Origin of the sequence: Bradyrhizobium sp. 4, from assembly GCF_023100905.1 — a bacterium.
GTDB lineage: Bacteria > Pseudomonadota > Alphaproteobacteria > Rhizobiales > Xanthobacteraceae > Bradyrhizobium.
This window is the reverse complement of sequence record NZ_CP064686.1, coordinates 6681203-6706255: the sequence shown is the minus strand read 5'-3', so window position 1 is coordinate 6706255 and position 25053 is coordinate 6681203. Positions and strand designations below refer to the sequence as shown.

Annotated in this window: 32 protein-coding genes; 15 read left to right on the top strand and 17 right to left on the bottom strand. The window is 65.3% G+C overall.

The genetic code is table 11. The annotated features are described in order from the left end of the window. Positions 1-39: 39 nt before the first annotated feature. The 4 genes from pgeF to IVB45_RS32050 are packed head-to-tail and all read right to left on the bottom strand — an operon-like array spanning position 40 to position 3535. The gene (gene pgeF, locus IVB45_RS32065) at positions 40-807 is read right to left on the bottom strand and encodes a peptidoglycan editing factor PgeF (RefSeq protein ID WP_247357976.1); all 768 of its coding nucleotides are present in this window, start codon (positions 805-807) and stop codon (positions 40-42) included. Beyond that, positions 804-1922, bottom strand: coding sequence for an SAM-dependent methyltransferase (locus IVB45_RS32060; protein ID WP_247357977.1), 1119 nt, complete (start codon positions 1920-1922; stop codon positions 804-806). The genes pgeF and IVB45_RS32060 overlap by 4 nt, the downstream gene beginning before the upstream one ends. A gap of 21 nt (positions 1923-1943) precedes the next feature. Continuing rightward, positions 1944-2789, bottom strand: coding sequence for a prolipoprotein diacylglyceryl transferase (gene lgt / locus IVB45_RS32055; RefSeq protein ID WP_247357978.1), 846 nt, complete (start codon positions 2787-2789; stop codon positions 1944-1946). A gap of 14 nt (positions 2790-2803) precedes the next feature. Continuing rightward, positions 2804-3535: a dienelactone hydrolase family protein gene (locus IVB45_RS32050; RefSeq protein WP_027520357.1), complete on the bottom strand. Its 732-nt coding sequence runs from the start codon at positions 3533-3535 to the stop codon at positions 2804-2806. A gap of 169 nt (positions 3536-3704) precedes the next feature. Between IVB45_RS32050 and IVB45_RS32045 the strand changes: the two genes are divergently transcribed. The 4 genes from IVB45_RS32045 (at position 3705) to ychF (ending at position 6728) form a co-directional block, all read left to right on the top strand. Beyond that, the gene (locus IVB45_RS32045) at positions 3705-3956 is read left to right on the top strand and encodes an accessory factor UbiK family protein (protein WP_007596812.1); all 252 of its coding nucleotides are present in this window, start codon (positions 3705-3707) and stop codon (positions 3954-3956) included. A gap of 285 nt (positions 3957-4241) precedes the next feature. Continuing rightward, a complete protein-coding gene (locus tag IVB45_RS32040; RefSeq protein ID WP_027565369.1) occupies positions 4242-4961 on the top strand; it encodes a 50S ribosomal protein L25/general stress protein Ctc in 720 nt (239 codons plus the stop codon). A gap of 58 nt (positions 4962-5019) precedes the next feature. After that, positions 5020-5625: an aminoacyl-tRNA hydrolase gene (gene pth / locus IVB45_RS32035; RefSeq protein ID WP_007614831.1), complete on the top strand. Its 606-nt coding sequence runs from the start codon at positions 5020-5022 to the stop codon at positions 5623-5625. 5 nt (positions 5626-5630) lie between these two features. Continuing rightward, positions 5631-6728 carry a redox-regulated ATPase YchF gene (gene ychF / locus IVB45_RS32030; protein WP_027565368.1) on the top strand — a complete coding sequence of 366 codons (1098 nt, stop codon included), beginning with the start codon at positions 5631-5633 and terminating at the stop codon, positions 6726-6728. A 47-nt stretch (positions 6729-6775) separates the two neighbouring features. Here the strand turns inward: ychF and IVB45_RS32025 are convergent, their stop codons facing one another. Continuing rightward, on the bottom strand, positions 6776-7072 hold the full coding sequence (locus IVB45_RS32025; RefSeq protein ID WP_007596805.1) for a DUF4282 domain-containing protein: 297 nt from the start codon (positions 7070-7072) through the stop codon (positions 6776-6778). A gap of 177 nt (positions 7073-7249) precedes the next feature. On the opposite strand from IVB45_RS32025, the gene IVB45_RS32020 reads away from it, so the two are divergent. From IVB45_RS32020 to IVB45_RS32010, 3 genes are all read left to right on the top strand, one after another. Beyond that, positions 7250-7702: a MaoC family dehydratase gene (locus IVB45_RS32020; RefSeq protein ID WP_247357979.1), complete on the top strand. Its 453-nt coding sequence runs from the start codon at positions 7250-7252 to the stop codon at positions 7700-7702. Then, a complete protein-coding gene (locus IVB45_RS32015; protein WP_247357980.1) occupies positions 7702-8184 on the top strand; it encodes a MaoC family dehydratase in 483 nt (160 codons plus the stop codon). Before IVB45_RS32020 ends, IVB45_RS32015 begins: the two co-directional genes overlap by 1 nt. 198 nt (positions 8185-8382) lie before the next feature. Further along, positions 8383-8529 carry a hypothetical protein gene (locus tag IVB45_RS32010; protein ID WP_007596790.1) on the top strand — a complete coding sequence of 49 codons (147 nt, stop codon included), beginning with the start codon at positions 8383-8385 and terminating at the stop codon, positions 8527-8529. A 41-nt stretch (positions 8530-8570) separates the two neighbouring features. Here the strand turns inward: IVB45_RS32010 and IVB45_RS32005 are convergent, their stop codons facing one another. From IVB45_RS32005 to IVB45_RS31985, 5 genes are all read right to left on the bottom strand, one after another. Then, positions 8571-8708 (bottom strand): hypothetical protein, encoded by a 138-nt coding sequence (locus tag IVB45_RS32005; protein WP_007614812.1) that lies wholly within the window; start codon positions 8706-8708, stop codon positions 8571-8573. A gap of 287 nt (positions 8709-8995) precedes the next feature. Beyond that, positions 8996-9418 carry a hypothetical protein gene (locus IVB45_RS32000; protein ID WP_007614810.1) on the bottom strand — a complete coding sequence of 141 codons (423 nt, stop codon included), beginning with the start codon at positions 9416-9418 and terminating at the stop codon, positions 8996-8998. Positions 9419-9748: 330 nt separating this feature from the next. After that, positions 9749-10666 (bottom strand): hypothetical protein, encoded by a 918-nt coding sequence (locus tag IVB45_RS31995; RefSeq protein ID WP_247357981.1) that lies wholly within the window; start codon positions 10664-10666, stop codon positions 9749-9751. Between the two features lie 213 nt (positions 10667-10879). After that, positions 10880-11320, bottom strand: coding sequence for a nuclear transport factor 2 family protein (locus tag IVB45_RS31990; RefSeq protein WP_247284320.1), 441 nt, complete (start codon positions 11318-11320; stop codon positions 10880-10882). Between the two features lie 216 nt (positions 11321-11536). Further along, entirely contained in the window at positions 11537-11989 is a 453-nt protein-coding gene (locus IVB45_RS31985; RefSeq protein ID WP_247357982.1) for a nuclear transport factor 2 family protein, read from the bottom strand. Between the two features lie 262 nt (positions 11990-12251). Between IVB45_RS31985 and IVB45_RS31980 the strand changes: the two genes are divergently transcribed. The 3 genes from IVB45_RS31980 to IVB45_RS31970 all read left to right on the top strand — a co-directional run bounded on the left by IVB45_RS31980 (position 12252) and on the right by IVB45_RS31970 (position 13372). Beyond that, positions 12252-12494, top strand: coding sequence for a hypothetical protein (locus tag IVB45_RS31980; RefSeq protein WP_247357983.1), 243 nt, complete (start codon positions 12252-12254; stop codon positions 12492-12494). A 118-nt stretch (positions 12495-12612) separates the two neighbouring features. Next, positions 12613-12999, top strand: a complete 387-nt coding sequence (locus tag IVB45_RS31975) for a hypothetical protein (protein WP_027565364.1) — start codon at positions 12613-12615, stop codon at positions 12997-12999. Positions 13000-13006: 7 nt separating this feature from the next. Further along, complete coding sequence (locus tag IVB45_RS31970) at positions 13007-13372, top strand: hypothetical protein (protein WP_247284281.1); 366 nt, start codon at positions 13007-13009, stop codon at positions 13370-13372. A gap of 64 nt (positions 13373-13436) precedes the next feature. Here the strand turns inward: IVB45_RS31970 and uvrB are convergent, their stop codons facing one another. From uvrB to IVB45_RS31950, 4 genes are all read right to left on the bottom strand, one after another. Then, entirely contained in the window at positions 13437-16415 is a 2979-nt protein-coding gene (uvrB, locus tag IVB45_RS31965) for an excinuclease ABC subunit UvrB (RefSeq protein WP_247357984.1), read from the bottom strand. A gap of 107 nt (positions 16416-16522) precedes the next feature. Beyond that, positions 16523-16753, bottom strand: coding sequence for a hypothetical protein (locus tag IVB45_RS31960; RefSeq protein ID WP_247357985.1), 231 nt, complete (start codon positions 16751-16753; stop codon positions 16523-16525). A gap of 58 nt (positions 16754-16811) precedes the next feature. Further along, entirely contained in the window at positions 16812-17039 is a 228-nt protein-coding gene (locus IVB45_RS31955) for a hypothetical protein (RefSeq protein WP_007614796.1), read from the bottom strand. 124 nt (positions 17040-17163) lie between these two features. Further along, positions 17164-18081, bottom strand: a complete 918-nt coding sequence (locus IVB45_RS31950) for a LysR substrate-binding domain-containing protein (RefSeq protein ID WP_247282556.1) — start codon at positions 18079-18081, stop codon at positions 17164-17166. 125 nt (positions 18082-18206) lie between these two features. Between IVB45_RS31950 and IVB45_RS31945 the strand changes: the two genes are divergently transcribed. Together IVB45_RS31945 and IVB45_RS31940 are read left to right on the top strand one after the other, a co-directional pair. Further along, the gene (locus IVB45_RS31945) at positions 18207-18986 is read left to right on the top strand and encodes a sulfite exporter TauE/SafE family protein (RefSeq protein ID WP_247357986.1); all 780 of its coding nucleotides are present in this window, start codon (positions 18207-18209) and stop codon (positions 18984-18986) included. Then, complete coding sequence (locus tag IVB45_RS31940) at positions 18983-19213, top strand: hypothetical protein (protein WP_247357987.1); 231 nt, start codon at positions 18983-18985, stop codon at positions 19211-19213. The genes IVB45_RS31945 and IVB45_RS31940 overlap by 4 nt, the downstream gene beginning before the upstream one ends. Before the next feature lie 33 nt (positions 19214-19246). On the opposite strand, the gene IVB45_RS31935 is transcribed toward IVB45_RS31940, so the two are convergent. Further along, positions 19247-19852 (bottom strand): SCO family protein, encoded by a 606-nt coding sequence (locus IVB45_RS31935; RefSeq protein ID WP_247357988.1) that lies wholly within the window; start codon positions 19850-19852, stop codon positions 19247-19249. After that, complete coding sequence (locus IVB45_RS31930; RefSeq protein ID WP_247357989.1) at positions 19852-20967, bottom strand: MBL fold metallo-hydrolase; 1116 nt, start codon at positions 20965-20967, stop codon at positions 19852-19854. The genes IVB45_RS31935 and IVB45_RS31930 overlap by 1 nt, the downstream gene beginning before the upstream one ends. 192 nt (positions 20968-21159) lie before the next feature. Here IVB45_RS31930 and IVB45_RS31925 point away from each other — a divergent pair, with 192 nt between their 5' ends. Next, positions 21160-21852: a glutathione S-transferase family protein gene (locus IVB45_RS31925; protein ID WP_247357990.1), complete on the top strand. Its 693-nt coding sequence runs from the start codon at positions 21160-21162 to the stop codon at positions 21850-21852. 15 nt (positions 21853-21867) lie between these two features. Here IVB45_RS31925 and IVB45_RS31920 read toward each other — a convergent pair whose 3' ends face one another. Beyond that, positions 21868-22080 carry a cysteine-rich CWC family protein gene (locus tag IVB45_RS31920; protein WP_247357991.1) on the bottom strand — a complete coding sequence of 71 codons (213 nt, stop codon included), beginning with the start codon at positions 22078-22080 and terminating at the stop codon, positions 21868-21870. 114 nt (positions 22081-22194) lie between these two features. Here IVB45_RS31920 and IVB45_RS31915 point away from each other — a divergent pair, with 114 nt between their 5' ends. Together IVB45_RS31915 and IVB45_RS31910 are read left to right on the top strand one after the other, a co-directional pair. Next, the gene (locus IVB45_RS31915) at positions 22195-23784 is read left to right on the top strand and encodes a DUF1800 family protein (protein WP_247357992.1); all 1590 of its coding nucleotides are present in this window, start codon (positions 22195-22197) and stop codon (positions 23782-23784) included. A 2-nt stretch (positions 23785-23786) separates the two neighbouring features. After that, positions 23787-25004: a DUF1501 domain-containing protein gene (locus tag IVB45_RS31910; RefSeq protein ID WP_247358121.1), complete on the top strand. Its 1218-nt coding sequence runs from the start codon at positions 23787-23789 to the stop codon at positions 25002-25004. The last annotated feature ends 49 nt before the right edge of the window (positions 25005-25053 follow it).

The following is a 25053-nucleotide window of genomic DNA, read 5'->3' as shown; positions in this document are numbered from 1 at the left end:
CAGGCATCGCCCCGGAATGACACGGGGTTGCCCTTGTGTTCACGCTTCGAGCGCGATCGCGTGAACGTGGCGGCCGTAATCCGGCTCCTTGCGATGCACCGAGCGGCGGTAGCTGAAGAAGCGTTCGTCGGCGTAGGTGTCCAGACCGAGATCGTCGATCATCAGGATGCCCGCGGCTTCCAGACGCCTGCGGATAAAGCCGGCGAGGTCGAACATCGCGTGGCTTTCGCGCACCGACGGGATGAAGAACATGGCGTTGTCCGCATCCGCCTCGATGAAGCGCGCCACGAACTCGTTGCCGACTTCATAACTGTCCTGGCGGATCAGCGGGCCGATCGCGGCGATGATGCCGCTGCGCGAGGCGCCGAGTTTTTCCATCGCTGAAATGGTCTGCTCCAGTACGCCGGTGAGCGCGCCCTTCCAGCCGGCATGAGCGCCCCCGATCACGCCCGCCTCGGGATCGACGAACAGCACCGGCCCGCAATCGGCGGTGGAGACGCCGAGCGCAATGCCGGGCACCTTCGTCACCAGCGCATCGCCCTTGGGCCGCGGCCCGCTCGGCCACGGAGCGTCGGCCACGAGCACGTCGGGCGAATGGATCTGGTGCAGGCTGAGAAAGCGTTCCGGCGCGACGCCGACATGCTCGGCCATGCGACGGCGGTTCTCCGCGACAAGGGCCTGATCGTCGTTGGAGCCGAGCCCGCCGTTCAGCGCGGAATAGATGCCGCCCGAGACGCCGCCCTCGCGGGTGAAGAAGGCGTGGCGCAGGCCCGGCACCGCCGACAGCAACGAGGAGGCAACCGTCATGAACCGTCTCCGGCGCGTTCGAGATCGCTGAGTCCCGCAAGGCCCGTCAACCGCGGCTCGGAGATGCCGAGCACTTTGAACATCGAACCCATGCCGCTGCGCCCGGTTTCGGTCAGGCGCTTGAGCGCGATCGAAATGTCGGTGGCAACGTCGGGCGCCGCCTTCTGCATCAAGGCGGCTGCACGGGTCTCGATGCCGACGCGTTTGAGGAAATCGCCCTGGGTCACCGGCCCGTGCACGCGGGCGCCCACGTCCTCCGCCCCGCGCGCGAGCGCCTGGAAGTCGACATGGGCTGTGACGTCGGCTTGGCCCGGCGCCTTCAGGGGATCGGTGAAGGTGTGGCGCGCGATCGCCTGGAAGGTGTCGCCGGCATCGCTGCGCAGATGACCGTAATCGATGATCAGCGCCGCGCCGTCCTGGTCGCGCACGCGGCTGGCGAGCTTCATGATCTCCGCATCGGGCCGCCATTCGAACACGGCCCCGACGGGCGCGGCGCGTACCAGAGGCGGCAGCAGCACCTCGAAGCGCGGCGTCGGCTCGGCCGCCGCGCCGAATTGAAGTTTTCCGTTGGCGTCGACCTCGATCTCGCGCTCGTGCCAGCCGTTCTCGTGACGGACCATCTGGTGGATCGGCAGCACGTCGAAATATTCGTTGGCGAGGATGATGCTCGGTCCGTCCGGCACGTCGTCGATGCTGTCGTGCCAGGCGATGTTGCGCACGCCCGACAGCGTCGCACTCTGCCGCTCGCGCAGGACCGGATTGACCTCGACCATGTGGATGTGGAGTGCCTGATAGAGCGGCGGCAGCACGCGGAGCGCACGCAGCGCATCGGCCATCATGGTGCCGCGGCCGGGGCCGAGCTCGATCAGCCGCAGGATTTGCGGTGACCCCATCTGCTTCCACACCGAGGCGGTCCACAGGCCCAAGAGCTCGCCGAACATCTGGCTGACCTCGGGCGCGGTGGTGAAGTCGCCTTCTCGTCCCAACGGATCGCGCGAGACGTAATAGCCATAGCGCGGATGCATCAGGCACAGTTCCATGTACCGCCAGACCGGCATGGGGCCTGAGGATTTGATCAGCGCCTTGATCTCGTCGAGTAACGGCTGGTCGGTCACGGCCTATCTTCTCAAAAGGAATTAACGAATAGCCCCTGCGGGCTCGTGCGCACCGCGCCTCACTGCCAATACAATAAGTACGAGGCCGACAATAAGCATCGGGATCGACAACAGCATGCCCATGGTTAATCCGCCCCAGAGGAAGCCGAGCTGGACGTCCGGTTCGCGGAAATGTTCGCCGGCGATCCGGCTCAAACCATAGATCAGGATGAAGGCGCCGAGGATCATGCCCGGCCGCTTCAGGGCACCGAAGCGGATCATGATCGCGAGGGCTGCAAACAGCAAAATGCCCTCCATGCCGGCCTCATAGAGCTGGCTCGGATGGCGTGGCAGCTGGCTGGGATCGTTGGGGAAGATCATCGCCCAGGGCAGCTCCGGGTCGGCGGCGCGGCCCCATAATTCGCCATTGATGAAGTTGGCGATGCGGCCGAGCAGCAACCCGACCGGAGCAACGGCGGTGGTGATGTCGCCGAGCGACAGGATCGAAATGCGGTTGCGATAAGCGAACCACATCACCGCGACGACGCAGCCGAGGAAGCCGCCGTGGAAGGACATGCCGCCTTCCCACAGCCTGAAGATCGCGGCGGGATGGTCGATGAAGAAGGGCAGATTGTAGAACAGCACATAGCCGGTGCGGCCGCCGAGGATGATGCCGAGCGTGACCCAGAGGATGAAGTCGTCGATCTGCACCAGCGACATCGGCGCCGGGCCGCCCCACAGCCGCTCCTTCTTCAGGAGCGAGCGCGCATAGAGCCAGCCGAACACGATGCCGCAGATATAGGCCAGCGCATACCAGCGGATCGCGAACGGGCCGATCTCGATCGCGATCGGCTTGAAGGCGGGAAAGTCGATGAGCAGAAAGGGCATCGCGCCTTCTATGTCTAGACGAGATTGCGGCGATAGAGCGCCAGCAGACGCTCCCAATGCCGCTCGGCGGCGTCGCGGTCATAGACCGGACGCTTGGGGAAGGCGAAGCCGTGATGGGTGCCGGGATAGATCTCGACTTCGGCTTTGGCGCCGCTCATGCCCTGCTTCACCTTCTCGATGATCTCGGCGGGCGCGTATATGTCGGTCTCGGCGCAGGCGAAGTAGAGCTCGGCCTTGGTCTTGGCTGCCGCGAGATGCGGGCTGTCGTCCTGGTCGGTTGCGAGCTGCGTGCCGTAGACTGAGGCGGCGGCCTTGACGCGATCGGGGAAATGCGTGGCGGCGTTGACGGCGTAGCGGCCGCTCATGCAGTAGCCGACGGTGCCGATCAGTTTGGTGTTCGCGGCCGCCTGGCCCTCGGCATAGGTCAGCAGCGCGCGCGTGTCGTCCATGATCATGGGGATCGTGAGCGATCCCATCAGCGCGAACATGCGCTTCCGCTCCGGCGCGTTCGGATCGGCCGGCAGCGCGCCGAGCTCCATCACCCCGGAACGGTAATAGAGGTTCGGCAGCATCACGTAATAGCCCGATGTCGCGAGCCGGCGCGCCATGTCGCGCAGCTCCTCGCGGATCGCCGGCGCGTCCATGTAGAACAGGATGACCGGAAACGGCCCGCCGCGTTCGGGATGGCTGATGAAGGTTGCGGTGTGACCGTCCTTGGTGGGGATCGCGATCTGCTGGTCGATCATCTCGAGCGCCTTTTGTGATTCTTCTTATGCAGGGACGTTGAATACGATTGCAAGGAAACCGGGGCATGACAAGGATACCGCCGATCGGCCCTTGAACCGGCCCAAACGGATTGCCATTGTCTTCCCGCGCGTTCGCGCAGAGTTCATCGAAAGCCGCCAGGAGACCGACATGACCCAGACCAACAACCGGTTTTTCGACGAGATCGGCCGCCTGATGAACGATGCCGCCGGTGCCGCGCAGGGCGTCAAGCGCGAGTTCGACACGGTGATGCGCACCCAGGCCGAAAAATTCCTGCGCGACATGGACCTGGTCAAGCGCGAGGAGTTCGAGGCGGTCAAGGACATGGCGCGCCTGGCGCGTGAGGAGAACGAGGCTCTGAAGGCGCGCATCGCGGCGCTGGAGGCCAAGCTCGGCGGGTAGGGAGGGAATCGTAGCCCGGACGGAGCCAACGGGTCGGCGCGAAGCGCCGCCCGATGACAGGCTTCGCGCAATCCGGGGTGTTCCAGCGGCGTACGTCCCGGATCACGCTGCGCTCCGTCCGGGCTACCGACACCTTCCGGCAGCCCATTCTCCTTGTCATTTCCGCGTCTTCCGGGTAAAAGCCCGCCACGTCCGCAGCCCCCGCACCCCTGGAGGCTTGCTGCGGCGTATGCCATGGGCCGCGTTGCGGCCCATTAACTTTTGCAAAAACAAGGACTTAACGTTATGGCGACCGTCAAGGAATTGAAGGCGACCGCACGTCCGAAGAGCGGCAAGGGGGCCGCCCGGGCTGAGCGTCGCGCCGGGAGAGTGCCCGGAGTGATCTACGGCAACAACCAGCCCCCGCTGACCATCTCGGTTGACGATCGCGAACTGCGCTCGCGCATCCTCGCCGGCCGGTTCCTGACCACGCTGGTCGACATCGACCTCGAAGGCAACAAGCACCGCGTGATTCCGCGCGACTACCACCTCGATCCGGTCAAGGACTTCCCGATCCACGTCGACTTCATGCGGCTCGGCGAAGGCGCCACCATCCGCATCAGCGTTCCCTTGCACGTGGTGAAGGCTGAAGGTTCGCCCGGCGTGAAGCGCGGCGGCGCCGTGAACATCGTTGCGCACGCGATCGAACTCGAGTGCGGCGTGGAGAACATCCCGCAGTTCATCGAGGCCGACGTCGGGTCGCTCGAAATCGGCCACTCGCTGCATCTCTCCGACATCAAGCTGCCGGCCGGCGTGAAGGCGTTGACCGCCGAGGACGCGACTCTCGTCACCATCGTGCCGCCGTCCGGCTACGCCGAAGAGCAGAAGGCCGCGGCTGCTGCTCCGGCTGCGGGTGCTGCTGCTCCGGCGGCTGGTGCTGCTCCGGCTGCGGGTGCTGCTGCTCCGGCAGCGGCTGCCAAGGCCCCGGCTGCCAAGGCTCCCGCCGGCGGCGACAAGAAGAAGTAATCTCTCAAAGCTGGCGCGCGGTCCCTGACCGCGCGCCGAGCGAGGGGCGCGCCGCGTCATGCGACTGTTTGTTGGGCTCGGCAATCCCGGCCCGAAATTCGCACGTAACCGGCACAATGTCGGCTTCATGGCCGTCGATGAGATCGCGCGGCGTCATGGTTTCGCGCCTTGGCGCCGCAGGTTTCAGGGCGAGACCTCGGAAGGCACGCTCGGCACCGAGCGCGTGATCCTGCTCAAGCCGATGACCTACATGAATGAGTCCGGCCGCAGCGTTCAGGAAGCGGCAAGCTTCTTCAAGATCGCGCCGGGCGACGTCACCGTATTCCATGACGAGCTCGAACTGCCGCCGGGCAAGGTGCGGGTGAAGATCGGCGGCGGCATCGCCGGCCACAACGGCTTGCGTTCGATCTCCGCCCATATCGGCAACGAGTACCGCCGGGTGCGGCTCGGCATCGGTCACCCCGGCGTCAAGGAATTGGTGCACGGCCACGTGCTGTCGGACTTCGCTAAAGCCGACAACGACTGGGTGGCGACGCTCTGCGACGCGGTGGCCGAGCACGCGGCACTGGTTGCCAAAGGCACCGACGCGACTTTCGCCAACAGGGTGCACCTCGCCATGCAGGCGAAGGGATTTTTGACCAAGGACGACAACGGCAAGGAATAACGCTCGTGGGATTTAAATGCGGGATCGTCGGATTGCCCAATGTCGGCAAATCGACCTTGTTCAACGCGCTGACCGAGACGGCCGCGGCGCAGGCGGCGAACTATCCGTTCTGCACCATCGAGCCGAATGTCGGCGAGGTCGCGGTGCCGGATCCGCGGCTCGACAAGCTCGCAGCGATCGCCAAGTCGGGCCAGATCATCCCGACCCGGCTGACCTTCGTGGATATCGCCGGCCTCGTGCGCGGCGCGTCCAAGGGTGAAGGCCTCGGCAACCAGTTCCTCGCCAACATCCGCGAGGTCGACGCCATCGCGCATGTCGTGCGCTGCTTCGAGGATTCCGACATCACCCATGTCGAGGGCAAGATCGCCCCGCTCGCCGACATCGAGACCATCGAGACCGAGCTGATGCTCGCCGATCTCGACAGCCTCGAGAAGCGCGTCGACAATCTGTCCAAGAAGGCCAAGGGCAACGACAAGGACGCCAAGGAGCAGCTCGACCTCGTCAATCGCACCCTGGTGCTGCTGCGCGAGGGCAAGCCCGCGCGCCTGGTCGAGCGCAAGGCGGAGGAGGAGCGCGCCTTCGGGATGCTCGGCCTGCTGTCGTCCAAGCCCGTGCTCTACGTCTGCAACGTCGAGGAAGGCTCGGCCGCATCAGGCAATTCGTTCTCGAAGGCGGTGCAGGACCAGGCTGCCAAGGAAGGCGCCATTGCCGTCGTCATCTCGGCAAAAATCGAGTCCGAGATCGCCACCATCTCGCGTGACGAACGCGCCGACTTCCTGGAGACGCTGGGTCTCGAAGAGGCCGGCCTCGATCGCCTGATCCGCGCCGGCTACACGCTGCTCGACCTCATCACCTATTTCACGGTGGGCCCGAAGGAAGCACGTGCCTGGACCATCTATCGCGGCACCAAGGCGCCGGGCGCGGCCGGTGTGATCCACACCGACTTCGAGAAGGGGTTTATCCGCGCCGAGACCATCGCGTATGAGGACTACATCACGCTCGGCGGCGAAGCCGGCGCCCGCGATGCCGGCAAGCTCCGCCTTGAAGGCAAGGAATACGTCGTCGCCGACGGCGACGTGATGCATTTCAGGTTCAACACGTAAGATTCCGGAGTTCGTGCCCCGGACGCACCGTCCGGGACACGGAAGCCTCACCGTACCCCGCCGCCCTGATCCCTGATCGCGCCGAGATGCTCGTTGATGCGGAAGATGATCAGGATCAGCTCCGCGATGATGCGCGAGAACACGATCCCGACGACGACGCTCGCGATCGACGACAGCAGCATCAGGAAGCCGCCGAACGGGCTGATCGCCATCATCGCGAGGCCGGAGAAGATGCCGGAGAGGCCGAACAGGCAGATCAGCGCGATCACCAGCCAGTAGAAGGTCTTGATGATCGTCGGCGTGATGAAGCGGTCCCATTGAAACAGGTCGCTGAATGAAAACATTGCTCTCCCCAGGGCAATTCAGGTGTTGTCGGGCCTTGCAAATGGATCGTGGCCCCTGCTCGATCCGACTCAAGACCAACGCCGTGCGCCGAATGTAGCACGAGCCATGCGGGCCGGCGGGTTGAGATTGCCGCAAAGTGCGGCCACAATCTGTCATTCCCTCAAACCTTTCCCAAGATGACCCTGACCTTCGAAGATTTCCCGCCCGGCCGGTTCGGAACATTCGGCCCGCGCCATGTCACGCGGGACGAGATCGTGGCCTTTGCCGCCGAGTTCGATCCGCAGCCGATGCACCTCGACGAGGAGGCCGCCGGCAAAAGCATGCTGCGCGGCCTGTCCGGCTCGGGCTGGCATCTCTGTTCGCTGATGATGCGGATGATGGCCGACGGTTTCATTACCCGCGCCGCTTCGCTGGGATCTCCCGGCGTCGATGAGGTGCGCTGGCTGTCGCCGCTCAGACCCGGCGACGACCTCACGCTCGACGTCGACGTCGTGGAGGCCCGCACCTCGAAGAGCCGGCCGGAGCTCGGCATCGTCAAGTTCAAATGCACCGTGCGTAACGCCAAGGGTGAGGCGCTGTGCGAGATGACGTCGCCGATCCTGATCAAGCGGCGCGAGGGAGCGGTCTGATGCCGTTTTTCGAGGAGATCGAGATTGGGCATCGCCGCGAGATCGGCGCCTATACGTTCACGGCCGAGTCGATCAAGACATTCGCCGCAAAGTTCGATCCGCAGCGTTTTCACCTTGACGAGGAGGAGGGCAAGAACTCGCTGTTTGGCGGGCTCGCGGCCTCGGGTTGGCATGTCGGCTCGGCCTGCATGAGCCTGCTTGTCGCCGACGGCCAGCGTCTGGCGCGGGAAGCCGCCTCGCGCGGCGAGGAGGTCGCGGTATGGGGGCCGTCGCCGGGCTTTCGCGACCTGCGCTGGATCAGGCCGGTGCTCGCCGGCGACATCATCACCTACGTCAACGTCGTCACCGACAAGCGGAGCTCCGCCTCGCGACCCGGCTGGGGCATCCTGACCGCGCGCACCACCGGCACCAACCAGCGCGGCGAGGACGTCTACGCCATCACCGCCAGTGCTTTCGTGCCGATGCGTGCGAACGGCGGTTAGATTCGTTCCAGGATGAACGGCAAAAACGGCGCGCGAGTGTTGCCCCCGCGCTATGGACGCGATTCCGGGTGGCTGCCATAAGCCTGCGCAACATGGTTTTCCCGCGAAGCAGTTCGCGGAACCATCGAGTTGCTAACCAATTATGAACCTGTCGCTGTCTATTTGAACGAACTGGGCAGAGTACAGGGGACGAGGACCATGGCAGACCGCGGCGCACTCAAGCTGGTCGGATTCATCTTTGCTACCGCGACGCTGGCCGTGATGCTGGTCGCGGGCATGGTAGTGAAGGGCTATGCCGACGGTGCCTACACCCTGGAAGCTTCGACCGTGGAAGCCGCCCGGTAAGACTTCGTTAACTCCGCGGGGCCGCAACGCGGCCTCCGCCTTCAGCGGCTATAGACGAACGCCAAGATCGCGATCGCAACCGCCAGCAATCCGACAAAACGCAGCATGATCGTGCCGAACTGGTTCGGCGCGGGCCGCAGCGGTATCGGGTCCGTGGTGTCGGGCCGAATGCTTTCCATGACATGTCCCCAGGCCCGGCCGCGATGGCAAGAGCGCTTGGCGTTAGTCGCCGGGTGGATGCGGGAAGTTCAAAATCCTCCGCTGTCGTGCCCCGCGAAAGCGGGGCATCCAGTACGCCGGGGGGCTCTCGGTTCTAGCCTCGCTGCCTCTGGAATACTGGATCACCCGCTCCAGTGCGCAATGCGCACAAGGCGGGTGATGACAGCTGCGCTTGAGAAGGCACCCTCGAATCAAAACCGCCGCGCCCTTTCGGAACGCGGCGGCTGGTGATGCGTGATGTCCGCGATCAGCTGTTGCGCAGGCCGTCGGCGGCGCGCTTCCACTGCGAGACGTTGTCGGCGATCATGCGGGTCGACTTCATCGCGGCCTGGCTGAGCTGGGCGTAGCCGGAGATCTCGCGCTGGACGCGCTGGCCTTCGGCGTGGAGCAGGTCGCGCAGGCTCTCGAGCTCGGAGATCAAATTCTCGATCTCGGCGAGAGAGGTGCCGGCGACGCGCTGGATCAGCGAGTTGACGTTGGTGACGGTGGCCTCCGCGCTCGGATCGAGCGGCGGCGCGTCCGTGGCGGTCGCTGCCGGACGGCGCAGATAGGCGATGTCGTTGCGGACGAAGTCACGGATGCCGGCTTCGACTTCCGTCACTGCGGCGAGGTTGGTGTCGATGGTCTCGGTCTCGGTGCCTTCGGTCTTTTCCGGACGCATGGCGTTCATCGTTGTTCCCCTGTTCGCGTTGAGCGCAGCGCGAGTGTCCCCCGCACGACGACGTCAGTCTGGGACTAGGGCGTCGGATTTTGGCCGCAACTTGGCCGAGGTGCGGCAAGGGCGGTCCATTCGTGGGCTTTGCCGTGGCGTATGGTTACGGGAGTCTGAACGCAGCCGCGCCGAACTTTCTGGTTCCTCATGGTGAGGAGCGCGAAGCGCGCGGCGGACGGCGCTGCGCACCGCCGCGAGAACCATGCAGGCCCGGCTCTCGCAGTAGGGCCTCGATCCTTCGAGACGCGCTCCGTTGGAGCGCTCCTCAGGATGAGGGGGAGAGTGGACCTACCAGCTCTTCTTGAAACCCGCCGTCAGGCTCTTGTTGATCGCCCCTTGCGAGGTTTCGCCGACCGAGCCGGAGACGGTGACGTTGTCGAAGAGCTTTTGTTCGGCGCCGACCTTGCGCAGCCATTTGTCGTCGGTGGTCGACAGCGACTGGCCTGCGGTGATGCTGGTGCCGGTGTCGGTGAGGGTGACCTTGGCCGACTGGTCGGTCTCGTAATTGCGCGTGATGTGACCGCCGACGCCGGGGAGTGCCGTGGTGCCCTGCTGGTTGACGCTGTAGCCGTTCTGGAGCGTCAGCGACGTGTCGCCCGACAGCGGAACCGACTTGATCAGCGACGCTCCGAGCTTGCTCTGTTCGGCGCCGGGATCGACGCGGGCCTCCACGGCGGTCTTGTCCCAGATCGCGCCCGCGCCGGGCGCGGTCGCGGCCGCCCAGGCGCTGCCGGACGACTGAGGCACGCTGCCGCCATTGGTGGCCTTCTGCGCCAAAAGCTCGGACATCGTCCGCGGCTCGCTCGTCACCGTCATGTCGGCGCCGATGCGGGCGTCCCAGAATGAGGATACCGACTGCTTCACAGTCACCGCCGAGGAGCCGTTGGCGTTGGCGTTCGTCGCCCAGTTCAGCCCGTCCTTGGCGGCGGCCTGGGCGCGCTTCTTGGCGGCCATGATGTCGTTGAGCGTGCCGGCGTCGATCGCGAGCTGGCCCCAGTCGAGCTTGTCGACGTCGATGCCGCTCAGCACGTCGGGGTCGTTGACGTCGGGGGCCTCCGCCGTCTCGGCCTCGTCGTCGGGCACTGCGGCGGGGCCGGGGGAGAAGGGCGGAATGATCTGCGCCGACACCGTCAGCACCGAGCCCAAGATCAAAGCGGCCGCCAGCATCGGCAGCCTGGTCCAGCCAAACCCTGTCGCGAATTCCATCGTCCTGCCCGTCAGCCCAGTCCCGCCGAGGATGCGGAACCATCGTTGCGAAATTGTGGCGGTTCCATCAAACGCGAACCAACGGGCCGCGCGAAAGGCGCGCGCCCGATGGCGAGCTTCTCCACGATTGCATCCGGCGGGGCTGGAGGCCAGGACGCGTCGCGGAGAGCATCAGCCATCGGTCCCGAACAGCGGGGCCCGTTGGTGTTCCGTTCAGCCGACGCTGGTCATCTTCGGCAGATGAATGGCGCGGCCGAGTGCCTGCTCGACCAGATCAAACGTGTCGATCAGCACACGCATGCTGGTGAGCTTGCCCGCCTTGAACTGGGCGAACTGCGCCACCCGCAAGCTGATCGGCTTGCTGGAATCCAGCGCGGTCAGCGAATAGCGCAGCATCGAGGCGGCGGAATCGACGCCGAGCATGATGCTCTCGCGGTCGAAGCGGCGGACCTGGAAGTTGTCGGCGAACTGGCGGATGACGTCGAGCACGGCGTCCTTGCCCTGGCGCGCGCCGAGGAACGGAAACATGTCGATCGGGCCGTAGAGCGCCCACTCGACGTCCTCGTCGATCAGGGCCTCGATGTCCTCGAAATGCCGGTCGTTGATCGCGCGGTGCAATGCGCGCGAGAAACGCCAGAGGCTGTGCTCTGTCATTTTGGGCAGTCCTGAAGCTGGCTTGCGAAAAAACGAAAAACAACCCCAAGCGCACAGGGTAGGTGCCGCGGGGTCGCTCAACTCATTTGTATACGAACAAAATACGCCAATTCGGCCAAAACGCAATTCACGTTTTCGCAATGCACAATTGATCGCGGCGTGTGAGATTTACAATAGAACCCCGTATTTTCCCGGTCCGGGTCGGTTTGGAGAGAGCTAAGCCCCGTCCACCCGCTCGCCCACGATCAGCGGGCCGATCTCACGTTCCAGCACCTGCTGCACCAGGTCGTAGGAATCGATGATCTCGCGGATCTGCGCCACCTGGCCGTTGCGGAAAGTGTAGAATATGGCCATGTCGACCTGAATGATGCGGTCGTTGCTGCGCTTCCTGAAGAACACGCGCAGATAGGCCGCGACCGCGTCGCCCTCGGCGATGATCTGCGGCACCTCGTAGCGGATCTCGGCGTATCGCTCCTGCACGGTGCGCCAGAATTCGCCGAGCTCCTTCTTGCCGTGGCAGGGGCCCATGTGCGGCAGCACGTCGATCGGCGCGTGGGTGAGGAAGTCGGCGTCTTCGGTGCAGCACGACAGCGCGGCCTCGAGATCGCTGTGCGAGATGGCGTCGAGCAGATGCAGCACGCGCTGGCGATTGAGCTTCTCGACCGTCATTCCGCCCGTCCTCATTGGCCGTGTGGAGCTTGCGCCGAGCTAACGCGCGGCCTCGGATACCGGCAATCCGCAAAACCACAGGGGATATTGCAGACCATATGACGCGCAAGCGCAATGCCAGGTTCATGACTGCAATCAAGGATTGAGCGACCGGGCGCCTGCACGAATTCGCGTGGCTGGCGTGGACGCAGGAAGCCAACGCGGAACCGGGACGGGCCCGTGCCCGTTGAGGTCGCAACACCGCATCCGGAGACATCGATCCATGAAATCCCTCGCCGCCATCGCCGCCGTACTTCTCATCTGTGGCGCGACTTCCGCCGCCAACGCCAAGGGCTGCATCAAGGGCGCCGTCGTCGGCGGTGTCGCCGGCCACTATGCCGGCCATCACGGCGTCCTCGGCGCCGCCGCCGGCTGCCTCTACGGCCGCCACCATGCCAAGGAGCAGCAAGAGCAAGAGAGGCGGCAGCAACAGCAGAGCCAGGTGAACGGGCAGGGCAAGCTGTAACCGCTGGTCATTCGGGGCGCGCGCCTTGTTCCCGCAGAGGAAATGGGCGTGACGCATCTCACATCAGGCCCTCCTGATGGCGGCTAGATTCATCCGCATGTCATCAGGGAGACGTGCCATGGCCGCCATCGCCAGAGTCAGAAAGTCCAGCCTGCATAACGCGCTCGAAGGCCTCGCGCTGACCGCGACGCTGCAGAGCTTCCCGACCTTCGCCGCCGCCGCCTTCCTGCTCAAGCTGGTCGGCAATCACGACCTGGTCGGCGATCCCGGCGTCGCCATCTTCGTCGCCATCGCTTCGCTCGCCCATGCGCTGCTTGCGGTGACCTTCGGGCCGAGCTTCCCGACCTTCTTCAAGACCGTCTACGAACCAAAGTTCTTCGAGGCCCATCTGTCGCTCACCGACAAGATCACGGCATGGCGAACCCAACCGGTCGCCTCGTTGCAGCTCATGACCATCGTGCTGCTGCTGTCCGTGATGGCCGTGGTGACGGCGAGCGTGGGGTGATCGCATCATGCCCTTCATTACCGCGTCGAAATCGGGCCCGCTCAACTGGCTCGAAGGCTTTGCGCTCACCGCGATCCTGCAGGGATTTCCAATCTTTGCCGCGGCGTCCCTGATGGTGAAGCTCCTGGGCAACCATCATGGCGGCAATCCCATGCTCACCATCACCATGGCGACGACCTTCTACAGCTTCCTCTCCATCTGGGCAGGATCGACATTCCCGGGATTTGCAAAGAACGCCTACGAACCGCTGTTCTTCGACGCCAGCCTGTCCTTCTCCGACAAGATCGCCCGCTGGCGCGCCAAGCCCGCGACGTCGATGCAATTGGTGGCCTCAGTGCTGCTGTTGTCGCTGCTGGCGGCAAGCGTGGGGTGAGCTCGCGTTCTCATCATTCTCGCCGCCATGAACAACCATCGGCGGCGCCGGCGCTCTGCGCCCCCTACCTCTTCTTCCACCCACCTCTATGCCCCGGCGCCCCTCCGCTCGACCGCGGCGATGGCCCGAACTCCGGGCCGGACTGCCTTGAGTCCGTCGGCTGGATGATGCGGCTTTCGCCGCCGAACGGTTTTGAAGGCAGCGCGCGGTCGGCGCGATAGGGCAGGGATTCCGGGCCGTGCATCTCGTCGAGATGCGGCTTGTGCACCTTCGAGCCGCTGCCGCCGCCGCTCGCCTTCAGCGCGGAGCTCACGGTCTTTTTCTTCATCGCGCTGACCGGCAAATTGGCGGCGTCGCCGTATTTCTTCGCTCCCGCATAGGCGCCCGCCTTGCCCTGCACGGTGCGTTGCTTGACGGTGGGGTCGTCGACCACCGCGAGCTCGGTGGCGCGCAGGCGCTTGACCTCGTCGCGCAGCCGCGCGGCTTCCTCGAAGTTCAAATCGGCGGCGGCCTCGCGCATTCTTGTTTCGAGATCGCCCAGCACGGCTTCGAAATTGTGGCCGATCGAGATGACGTCGTCGGTCATGTCGTGGCCGCCGATCTCGACCAGCACATGATCGCGCTCGTAGACGCTGTTCATGATGTCGCCGATCGACTTCTTGATGCTCTCCGGCGTGATGCCATGCGCCGTGTTGTACTCGACCTGCTTCTCGCGGCGCCGGTCAGTTTCGGCGATGGCGCGCTCCATCGATCCCGTCATCTGGTCGGCATAGAGGATCACCTTGCCGTCGACGTTGCGCGCGGCGCGGCCGATGGTCTGGATCAGCGAGGTCTCGCTGCGCAGGAAGCCTTCCTTGTCGGCATCGAGGATCGCGACCAGCGCGCATTCGGGAATGTCGAGGCCTTCGCGCAGCAAATTGATGCCGACCAGCGCATCGAACGCGCCGAGGCGCAGATCGCGTATGATCTCGATGCGCTCGATGGTGTCGATATCGCTGTGCATGTAGCGGACGCGAATGCCCTGCTCGTGCAGATATTCGGTGAGGTCCTCCGCCATGCGCTTGGTCAGCACCGTGATCAGCGAGCGGTAGCCGGCCTGGGCCGTGGCGCGGACCTCGCCGACGAGATCGTCGACCTGGGTGCGGGCCGGACGGATGTTGACCGGGGGATCAATCAGGCCGGTGGGGCGGATCACCTGCTCGACGAACACGCCGCCGCTCTCGTTGATCTCCCAGGCGCTGGGCGTGGCCGAGACCGCGACCGTCTGCGGCCGCATCATGTCCCATTCCTCGAAGCGTAGCGGGCGGTTGTCCATGCAGGAGGGCAGCCGGAAGCCGTATTCGGCGAGCGTCGCCTTGCGGCGGAAGTCGCCGCGGAACATGCCGCCGATCTGGGGAACGGTGACGTGGCTCTCGTCGGCGAACACCAGCGCGTTGTCGGGCACGTATTCGAACAGCGTCGGCGGCGGCTCGCCGGGCAGGCGCCCGGTGAGATAGCGCGAATAGTTCTCGATGCCGGCGCAGCTTCCTGTCGCCTCCATCATCTCGAGGTCGAAGGTGGTGCGCTGCTCCAGCCGCTGGGCCTCAAGCAGGCGGCCCTGGTCGTGGAGCTGGTCCAGCCGCATCTTCAATTCGGATTTGATCGACTTGATCGCCTGCACCAGCGTCGGGCGCGGCGTCACATAGTGCGAGTTGGCGTAGATCTTGATGAATTCGAGCTCGTCCTGCTTGTGGCCGGTGAGCGGGTCGAACTCCTCGATGGTCTCGACGGTGTCGCCGAACAGGTTCACGCGCCAGGCGCGGTCTTCATAGTGCGCCGGAAAGATGTCGATGACATCGCCGCGCACGCGAAATGTGCCGCGGGTAAAATCGGCCTGGGTGCGCTTGTATTGCAGCGCGACGAGGTCGGCGATGAGCTGGCGCTGGTCGATGCGCTCGCCCTTCTTCAGGGCAAAGGTCATCGCGGTGTAGGTTTCGACCGAGCCGATACCGTAGATGCAGGACACCGAGGCGACGATGATGACGTCGTCGCGTTCGAGCAGCGCGCGCGTCGCCGAGTGGCGCATGCGGTCGATCTGCTCGTTGATCGAGGAGTCCTTTTCTATGTAGGTGTCGGTGCGAGGGACATACGCTTCGGGCTGGTAGTAGTCGTAATAGCTGACGAAATACTCGACCGCGTTGTCGGGGAAGAAGCTCTTGAACTCGCCATAGAGCTGGGCGGCGAGCGTCTTGTTCGGCGCCAGGATGATGGCGGGCCGCTGCGTGGCCTCGATCACCTTGGCCATGGTGTAGGTCTTGCCGGAGCCGGTGACGCCGAGCAGCACCTGAGAGCGGTCATTGCGATTGATGCCCTCGACCAGCTCGGCGATCGCGGTCGGCTGGTCGCCGCGCGGCTCGTAATGCGACTTGATCTCGAAGCGCACGCCGCCTTCGGACTTTTCCGGACGCGGCGGCCGATGCGGGGTCCACACCCTGGTGGAGCCGTCGTCCTTGCGGAACTCCGGTCGGCCCTCGCGGATCAGCGATTCCAGCGCGTCGGCGGTCGCCTTGACGCCGAGCGCCTCCATCTTGCTGCGCGGCGGGCGCGCCAGGGCTTCGGCATCGTCCTCTTCCGTCGGAAGACCGAGCTGACGGGCCAGTTCCGGATCGAGTGTCGGGATCGTGGCCGCAGTTCCGTAATTGGCCTGCGGTGCCTCGTCGAAGCCCGCGTTGCGGGCGCCGGGCGGCTGCGGATTGGGCCGCAGCGGCATCGGCGGTGTATTGTCCTGCGGAAACTCCTTCGGCGTCGAGGCCCGCGCGCGATGCGCGGCGGCCTCACCCCCGGAGCGGCGGTCGCGCGAATTGTCGGGGGGCGGCTGCAGGCCGGTGCCCGATCCGAGCCCGGCGTCGCCGCGATTGATCGCCGGATTGAGCAACTCGGCCAGCGCCGGCCCGATCGGCTGCACGTCCGGGCGTGACGCCTTGGAGTTTGGCGCCTTCGCGTTCGGAGCCTTGGTCTTGGGGGATTTGCCGGATTTTTCGGAGGATGCAGGTTTCTTCGCCATGCTCCGAATATGGGGCGAGTCCGCCTCGCAATAAAGAGCGAATGCCCCTCCCGGATCAGACTGCTGACAGCAGGTTGGCAGCAGGATTGGATCGTCGGATCTTGCGATCAGGCCGCCGGCGACGGCCCCTCGTCGTCCCCGGCCGCCTGATGCGGCTCGAGGATGTCGAGATGGATGCCGCCGCAATCGGTGCAGCGCATGGCCCAATACTCGCACCCGGCACGGCCGCCGATCACGCGGAGCACCGCGAGATCGCCGTCGCATTCCGGGCAATTCGACAGCACATTGCGGGTGTAAATCCTCGGCCGCGGCGTGTCTTCGAATTCGATGACTGACATGACCGGTTTTCCCCTTTGACCCTGCGCCGTTCCTTGGTTCGCTTGCAGTCCCGCTCGCCTATTCGTCGTCGCTGTCGTCGGCCCGCCGGCGGAATCGATCGATGTGATGCTTGGCATGGGCAATCGCGGCATCGGGATCGGGCCAGGCGAAGCCGACTTCCATGGCCGGAAACAGCACGCCGTCGATGGCAACCGGGCTGAAATCGGCACGTCGGATCCGGGCGTGCCACAGCCCCTTGCCCGCTTCGAAGGATTCGATGTCAAAGCCGTCGTAGAGGGTCGTCATTGCAGTCCCCAAAATGTTTTGTTCGAGCGCCTTGTTGGAGGGTCAGGGGACCACATTTGCGGATTTCAGGATGTGAAGCCGTTCACAAGGGGCGGGCTTTTTTGCCCAAAGGGCGGCTGCAGCGTCAGTTCCGCGCGCTGGTGCGGCCGGTCCGCCGGACCGGACGGGCGGCGGGTTCCGACGCCGCGCGCATGATCCAGCGGCGGAACGCGGCAAAGTCGCGCTGCTCGGTCTGGAAGCTGCGATAGAGCAGGTACCAGCGCATGCCCTTGGGCACGGAGAGGTCGAATGGCGCGACCAGTCGGCCGGCGGCGAGATCGTCGTCGATATAGGGCCGGATGCCCATGGCGATGCCGAGCCCGTCGGCGGCAGCCTGAAGCGCCTGGCCGTAGAACTGGAACTCCGGCCCCCGCGCGTTGATGCGCGCGAGGTTCGCGGCCTTGAGCCAGATCGGCCAGTCCTCGGGCGAATGCGCGACGCGGATCAGGCTCGGTCCCCTAAGATCGGCCGGGCGCTTCAGCGAGGAAGCCAGGCGAGGCACGCAGACCGGCGTGAGGTCGCCGGCGAACAGCGGCTCGGCGACCAGCCCGGGCCAGTCGCCGGTCCCGAGCTGGATGCCGCAGCTCCAGTCTTCGCCGAACGGCACCGACGCGCCGCCGGTGGTGAAGCGCACCTCGATGTCGGGCTCCTCGTTGCGAAACTCCGACAGGCGCGGGATCAGCCAGCGCATCGCGAAGGTGTGGCCGATGCCGATGGTGAGCACGCGGACGCTCGAAGGCGCCGTCACCTGGGCGGTGAGGCTTGCGAGCGCATCGAAGATCGGGGTCAGCCCGCTCTGATAGGCGCGGCCCGCCTGCGTGAGAAGCAGCTTGTTGGCCTTGCGCTCGAACAGCGCGACGCCGAGCCGTTCTTCCAGGATGTGCACCATGCGGCTGACCGCCGCTGCCGATACGCTCAGCTCGAGGCCGGCCGCGGCAAAGCTGCCGGCCCGCGCCGCGGCTTCGAATGCCTTGATGCCGTTGAGAAACAGCAAGCGTCGCAAATGACCGACCCTCAGGAAAGCTGATGCCAGGCCAAGATAACTCAGTTTGCGTAGATGGCGCAAGCGGGGCACGTTTCTCTTCGCTCGCGCCGCAAGCGGGGAGAAGGCCAACCGGAGATTTTTACGTGACGCCCATCATGATCGCTGCCCTTGGATTGCTGATGGTCGGCACCGCGTTCCTGTCGGGGCTGTTCGGGATGGCGGGCGGGCTGATCCTGATCGGCGTGCTGTTGGCCCTGATGCCGCTGCCGACCGCGATGGTGTTGCATGCGATCACGCAGATGGCCTCGAACGGCTGGCGGGCCTTTCTCTGGCGCGCGCATATCCGCTGGCGGCCGGTCGCAAACTACATGGTCGGCGCGGCCGTCGCGCTCGCGGCGTGGTCGCTCACGCGCTACGTACCCGACAAGCCGGTCGCGCTGCTGCTGCTCGGCATCACCCCGTTCATGGCGCGGCTGCTGCCCGCGAACATCAAGCCGGATCCCGACCGTCTCTGGCAGGGCACCGTCTACGGCACGATCTGCATGGGCCTCATGTTGATGACCGGCGTGTCGGGACCGCTGCTCGACACCTTCTTCCTCGGCGGCGATTTCGGCCGGCGCGAGAAGGTGGCGACCAAGGCGATGTGCCAGCTCGTCAGCCATTTCACCAAGCTGATCTATTTCGGCGGCGTGATCGACCAGGCCGCGACGCTCGATCCCGTGCTCGCGGCCGTCGCGATCGCAGCATCCATGTTCGGCACCACGCTGGCGCGGCGCATCCTCGAAGCCATGACCGACCAGCAATTCGTGGCCTGGTCGATGAAGCTGATCACCACCATCGCCTGCTACTACGTCGCCTATGGCAGCTGGCTGCTGGTCCGCACGCCCGTGCTGGCGGCCTTCGACAAGGGAGGTTTGCAATGAGCGAGACTGCCGACCCGCTGGTGCTGGACTTCGTCGAATGGGTTGCGCGCGAGCCGCGCGCCTATGCCGAGGTGATCGCGACCTGGAAGACCTCGTGCCCGCGCCTCACCATCTGGGAAGACGCCGCCGACCGCGGCTATGTCGCGCGCGAGACGCTCCCCGGAATGGGGCTGGTCATCGCGGTGACGGAAGACGGCGAGAAGCTGCTGCGCACGAACGGGCGGTGAGCATGTTGCTTCATGCTAGCTCTCACCCGAGCGCTACCGCGAAGGCGCCGCAAGGCGTGGCCGGATGATCTCGACCATACGCTCGGCCGAGGTGCCCGGCGGAAAGAAGCCGAGATATTTCCCGTAGCCGTCCATGAGGTAGATGAAGGAAGTGTGGTCGATTGTGTAGTCGCCGGCGTCCTTGCCGATCGGGATCTTGGCAAAATAGACCTTGTAGGCCTCTGCCGCTGCCCCGATCGCGTCGAGGCTGCCCGTCAGCCCGAGCAGCCGCGGATGGAATAGCGGCACATATTCGGCAAGATGCTGAGCCGTGTCGCGTTCGGGGTCGAGGGTGATGAAGACCGGCTGGACGGCTTCGGCGTCCGGCCCGAGCTGCTCGAGCGCCTGTCCGATCGCCATCAGGTCGGTAGGGCAGACGTCAGGGCAATAGGTGAAGCCGAAATAGACCAGCATCAGTCGTCCGCGGAAGTCGCGGTCGCTGCGCGGCTTGCCGGTCTGGTCGATCAGCTCGAACGGGCCGCCGACCGGCTCCCGATTCCACATCAGGATGTCCATGGTCTCCGCGGCCGAGCGCGCCTGCGCCGCTCCCGCGCAGGCAAGCGCCAGCGTCACGTACAGCCAGGCGCCGGCAGGTCGCATCACAGCCCGAAGGTGAGGCGGCTGCCTGTCGTCGTCACCACCACCTTGCCCTCCATCTGGGCATTGGCTTCCTGTGCGAAGTTGAGCCCGCTGCAATGCATGGGCACTACGACGTCAGGGTTGAGCGCCTTGATCTCGCTCACGACCTGCGCGAGGTAGTCCTTGGGCGCGGGACCGAGGTGAAACCCGCCGACGACGGCGTGCACTTTCTGGATGCCCGACACTTCCTGCGCCTGCTTCACCGAGTTAACGATGCCGACATGGCCGCAGGACGAGATCACGACGAGACCGAGATCCCGCACATTGAAGCAGGTGGCGTGCTCGTGGATGTGCTCGTCCGGCACGATCTTGCCTTCCATCTCTGCCGGCAGGTAATGCCCGACGTTGCAGCCCAGCCCATCCTTGATGCCAAACTCGACCAGGGTGTTTGGCAGTACGCGTTCACTGCTGCGGCGGGTGATCTTGCCGGTGGTGAAAGCGTGGTCCGCGACTACTGTTGGCGTCTCGCATAGCACGGTCGTCACTTTCTGCGCCGCGAGCGACCGGCGATCGAGGGTGCCGAAATCGGCGAATTGCCCCTGCGTCGGCGTCGGATTGACGCGATGGCAGAAATTATCCTCGCCGCCCGCATAGAGCTTGATGTCGGCGGGCAGCTTGTCGCGAAATTTATCGAGAAAGCCGTTCAGACCGCCGAAATGATCGTAGTGACCGTGGCTGACGATCAGCGCGTTGAGCTTGGCCGGATCGACGCCGATCAACGCCATGTTATTGAGCAGCACCTCGGGCGTGTATCCGTAGTCCAGCATCAGCGTGCGCTGGTTGCCGCCGCCTTCAGATTCCAACCAGAGCGACAGGCCCCATTCGTTGTGCAGCGATTTGCGGAAGTCGCTGCCGCGCGCGGCCGGCGTGATCGAGACGCCGTTGATTTGCTTGGGACGGAAGAACAGATCGAAGCTCGAATCCACCAGTACGCGCATCGAAAGCTTGTCGACGGTCGGGACGGTGATCGGCGCTGCGCTCGCGATCTCGACACAAGTGAAGGCATTGGCGGCCGCGGCGCCGGCAAGCGCTGCCGAGCCGAGAAGGAAATCGCGCCGTGGAATGGATGTGGTCATGTAATGCCTCCCAAAGCTTGAAATGCCCGAGCTTAGGTCCAATCCAGTGCCAGCTCAACAAGCCGCGAGCAGATTCGGCGCCGGCGCGGGCGAGGTAACTGGTTACACCCAGGCCATGGCGGCAAGACCGCTTTCTTGCGCTCGTAGCTATGACGGCTACTCTGTTCGCAAACCGCAGCAACGGGACCAGCCATGTCACTCAAACTTTACGAACTCGTCGGCACCGACGCCTCGCGACCGTTCAGCCCGTTCTGCTGGCGCACGCGGATGGCGCTGGCACACAAGGGCCTTTCGGCGGAAACGCTGCCCTGGCGCTTCACCGAGAAAAGCGCGATTGCGCCGCACGGCTCGGTGCCGGTGCTGCTGCATCACGACCAGCCGGTGGTCGATTCCTGGGCGATCGCGACCTATCTCGAAGACAAGTTTCCGGACCGTCCGTCGCTGTTCGGCGGCGAGGGTGGCCGCGCCATGGCGCGCATGCTCAACGCCTGGGGCGACATCGCCATCGTCGGCGGCATCTTTCCGCTGATCATCGCCGACATCCCGAAGAATCTGGACGAGGTGGACGCCGCCTATTTCCGCCAGTCGCGCGAGGCGCGTTTCGGCGGCAAGACGCTGGAAGAGATCATGGCCAGCCGCGATGCCGGCGTGGTCGCCTTCCGCAAATCGCTCGAGGTGATGCGGCAGACTCTCAAGAAACAGCCCTTCATCGGCGGCGCCGCACCGAACTATGCCGACTACATCGTGTTCGGCGGTTTTCAGTGGGCGCGCGTGACGAGCCCGTTCAAGCTGCTCGAGGCGGACGACCCGGTCTACGCCTGGCGCGAAAAGCTGCTGGAGGCGTTCGACGGCATGGCCCGGAAGTCACCGGGGCACGCGGTGTAAGCTTCGTAGCCCGGATTACGCTTTCGCTCCATCCGGGCTATGCATCGCCGCCGCCTCGCGCAGGCAAGCCCGGCACAAACAATCCTCGCCCTTGACCGGCATCGGTAGCCGCGCCGTTTCTTCCGCGCACCAGCAGGTGCCCGAGAGGTCGCAGCCGAACTCGGTGCCGCAGCGGGAGCAGGCGAGGCGGCGCGCTTCCTGCACTGGAATGTCTTGCGGATTTGTCATGATTTGCGCAAAAGCCGGGCTGTCATTTTCATGCCGGGTTCATCTCCCGCTGCGGTATATTAGGCCTCGCGCACGTATCAGGAAAGCGGTTGGCAACGCGCGAAGGACACATCGATGGCCCGCGATTCGCAAGCCGCGCTCGTCGCGCTCAACCGTTTCGGCTTCGGCGCCCGTGGTGGTGCATCCGGCGATCTCATCAACGCGGCCTCCGATCCTCGCGGTTTTGTGAAGGCGGAACTCGCCCGCCCCAACGCGGTGCTGCTGGAGGCGCCGGGCTTGCAATCCACGCCGCAGCTCGGGCAGGCCGTGTTCGCCTATCAGGATCAGGTCAAGCAGGCGCGCGAGGCCGCCGCCAAAGCCGGCGCGCCGGCCGAGGCGCCGTCGCAAGCGCCGGTCGATCAGAAGCCCGGACCGCGCCGCAATCTCTCGCTGAACGCCGTGGCAACCGAAATCGCCGGCCAGATGGCTGAGTCCAAGCCTACTGAAAATAAGCCGATTGATAACAAGCCGGCGGACAATATGGCCAAGCCGGACAGCATGCAGCCCAACGCGGCCGCGCCGGCTGCCGCAAAACCCGCCCCGCAGCCGCTCAACGTCATCCAGAAGACCTTTCGCGCCGAGGCGTTGGCGCGGTTGCAGCGCGCGACCCTGGTCGAATGCGGCTTCACCGAACGTCTGGTCGTGTTCTGGTCCAACCATTTCTGCATCTCCGCCAGCAAGGGCGAGCTGGCACGGATATGGGCCGGCGCGTTCGAGCGCGAGGCGATCAGGCCGCATGTGCTCGGGCGTTTCGCCGACATGCTGAAGGCGGTGGAGCAGCATCCGGCGATGCTGTTCTTCCTCGACAACCAGCAATCGCTCGGACCGGACTCGCGCGCGGGCCAGAACCGCAAGCGCGGGCTCAACGAAAATCTCGCGCGCGAGATCATGGAGCTGCATACGCTCGGTGTCGGCGGCGGCTACACGCAGGACGACGTCACCTCGCTCGCGCGCATCATCACCGGCTGGACCTTTGCCGGCCGGCAGGGACAGCTGGGGGTGCCCGGCTCGTTCGTGTTCAATGTCAACGCGCACCAGCCCGGGCCGCAAATGCTGCTCGGCAGGACCTACGAGCCGACCGGCCTTGCGCAGGGCGAAGCCGCGCTTGCGGACATCGCACGCCATTCCTCGACCGCGAACTTCATCGCCACCAAATTCGTTCGCCATTTCATCGCCGACGATCCGCCGCCGGCGCTGGTGGCGCGATTGCGCGATGTCTTCATCAAGACCGACGGGGATCTCAAGGCGCTCGCAACCGCACTGGTCGATTCCGACGAGGCGTGGAAGGCGCCGCTGACGAAGATGCGGAGCCCCTATGATTTCCTGGTCGCGAGCGGCCGGCTGCTCGCGCGCGTGCCGGAGGATCCCGGCGCCTATCTCAACAACCTCAATCTGCTGGGCCAGCCGCTGTGGTCGCCGGCGGGACCGAATGGTTTCGCCGATACCAGCGCCGCGTGGGCGGCGCCCGAAGGCATCAAGCTCCGGCTCGACATTGCCGCGCAAATGGGCGCGCGGCTTGGACCCAACATCGATCCGCTCGATTTGTTGGAATTTGCGGCCGCAGATGCGGCCTCGATCGAAACGCGCCGCACCATCGAGCGGGCGGAGTCGCGGCAGCAGGCGCTGGCGCTGCTGTTGATGTCGCCGGAAATGCAGAGGAGATGATGATGATCGACTGCGTCGAGAACCGGCTCCTCACCTCGCGCCGCGGCCTCCTGCTCGGCGGTGCCTCTTTTGCGGCGTGGGCTTATTTGCCGAAATTCGCCCGCGCGGCTGATGGCCGGGATCCCCGGCTGATCGTGGTGATCCTGCGCGGCGCGCTTGACGGGCTTTCGACCGTCGCGCCGGTCGGCGATCCCGATTATGCCGGCCTGCACGGAGCGATCGCGCTGACGGCGGACGGTGCCCATCCCGCGATCATGCTTGATACTTTCTTTGCGCTGCATCCGGCGATGCCCGAGTTCGCACGCATGTATCGCGATAGGCACGCCGCGGTGATCCACGCGGTGGCGACGCCCTATCGCGACCGCTCGCATTTCGATGGCCAGGACGTGCTCGAAAGCGGCTATGCCGGTCCCGGTCGCGTGCAATCCGGCTGGCTCAACCGCGCGCTGGAGGCGCTGCCGCGCGGCGAGCGGGTGTCGAGTGCTCTTGCCGTCGGCCCGACCACGCCGCTGGTGCTGCGCGGCAATGCGCCGACCGTCGGTTGGGCGCCGGTGGCGCTGCCGCAAGCCGATGACGACACCGCGATGCGCCTGGTCGAGCTCTACCGTCATCGCGATCCCGCGCTGGCGGCCGTGCTGTCGCAGGGCCTTGCGCTGGAGAAGGCCGCAAGCGGCGACGACATGAAGCCGAAGCCCGGCAATGCGGTCGCGCAGATGCGGCAAGTCGCGCGCGGCGCCGCAAAACTGATGGCGTCCGACGACGGCCCGCGCATCGCAGCGCTCGCTTTCGACGGCTGGGACACCCACGCCAATGAAGGCGGCCCTGTCGGTCGCCTCGCCTTCCTGCTCGGCGGGCTCGACGGTGCGCTCGCCGAATTCGAAACCGGCTTAGGGGAACGCTGGCGCGACACCGCCGTGGTGGTCGCCACTGAATTCGGCCGCACCGCGCGCATCAACGGCACCGATGGCACCGATCACGGCACGGGAACGATCGCGCTGCTCGCCGGCGGCGCGGTGAAGGGCGGCCGCGTCATTGCCGACTGGCCCGGCCTCAAGCCCGCCAACCTCTTCGAGGCCCGCGATCTCAAGCCCACCACAGACCTGCGCTCCGTGATCAAGGGCGTGCTGCAGGGCCAGTTCGGCCTCTCGGATCGCGTGCTGGCCGAGACGGTGTTTCCGGATAGCGCAAGCGCACGTCCGATGAAGGGGCTGGTTACCTGACTGCGATTCCGGGCTCGCGCCTTGCGGCGCGTCCCGGAATGACGACATG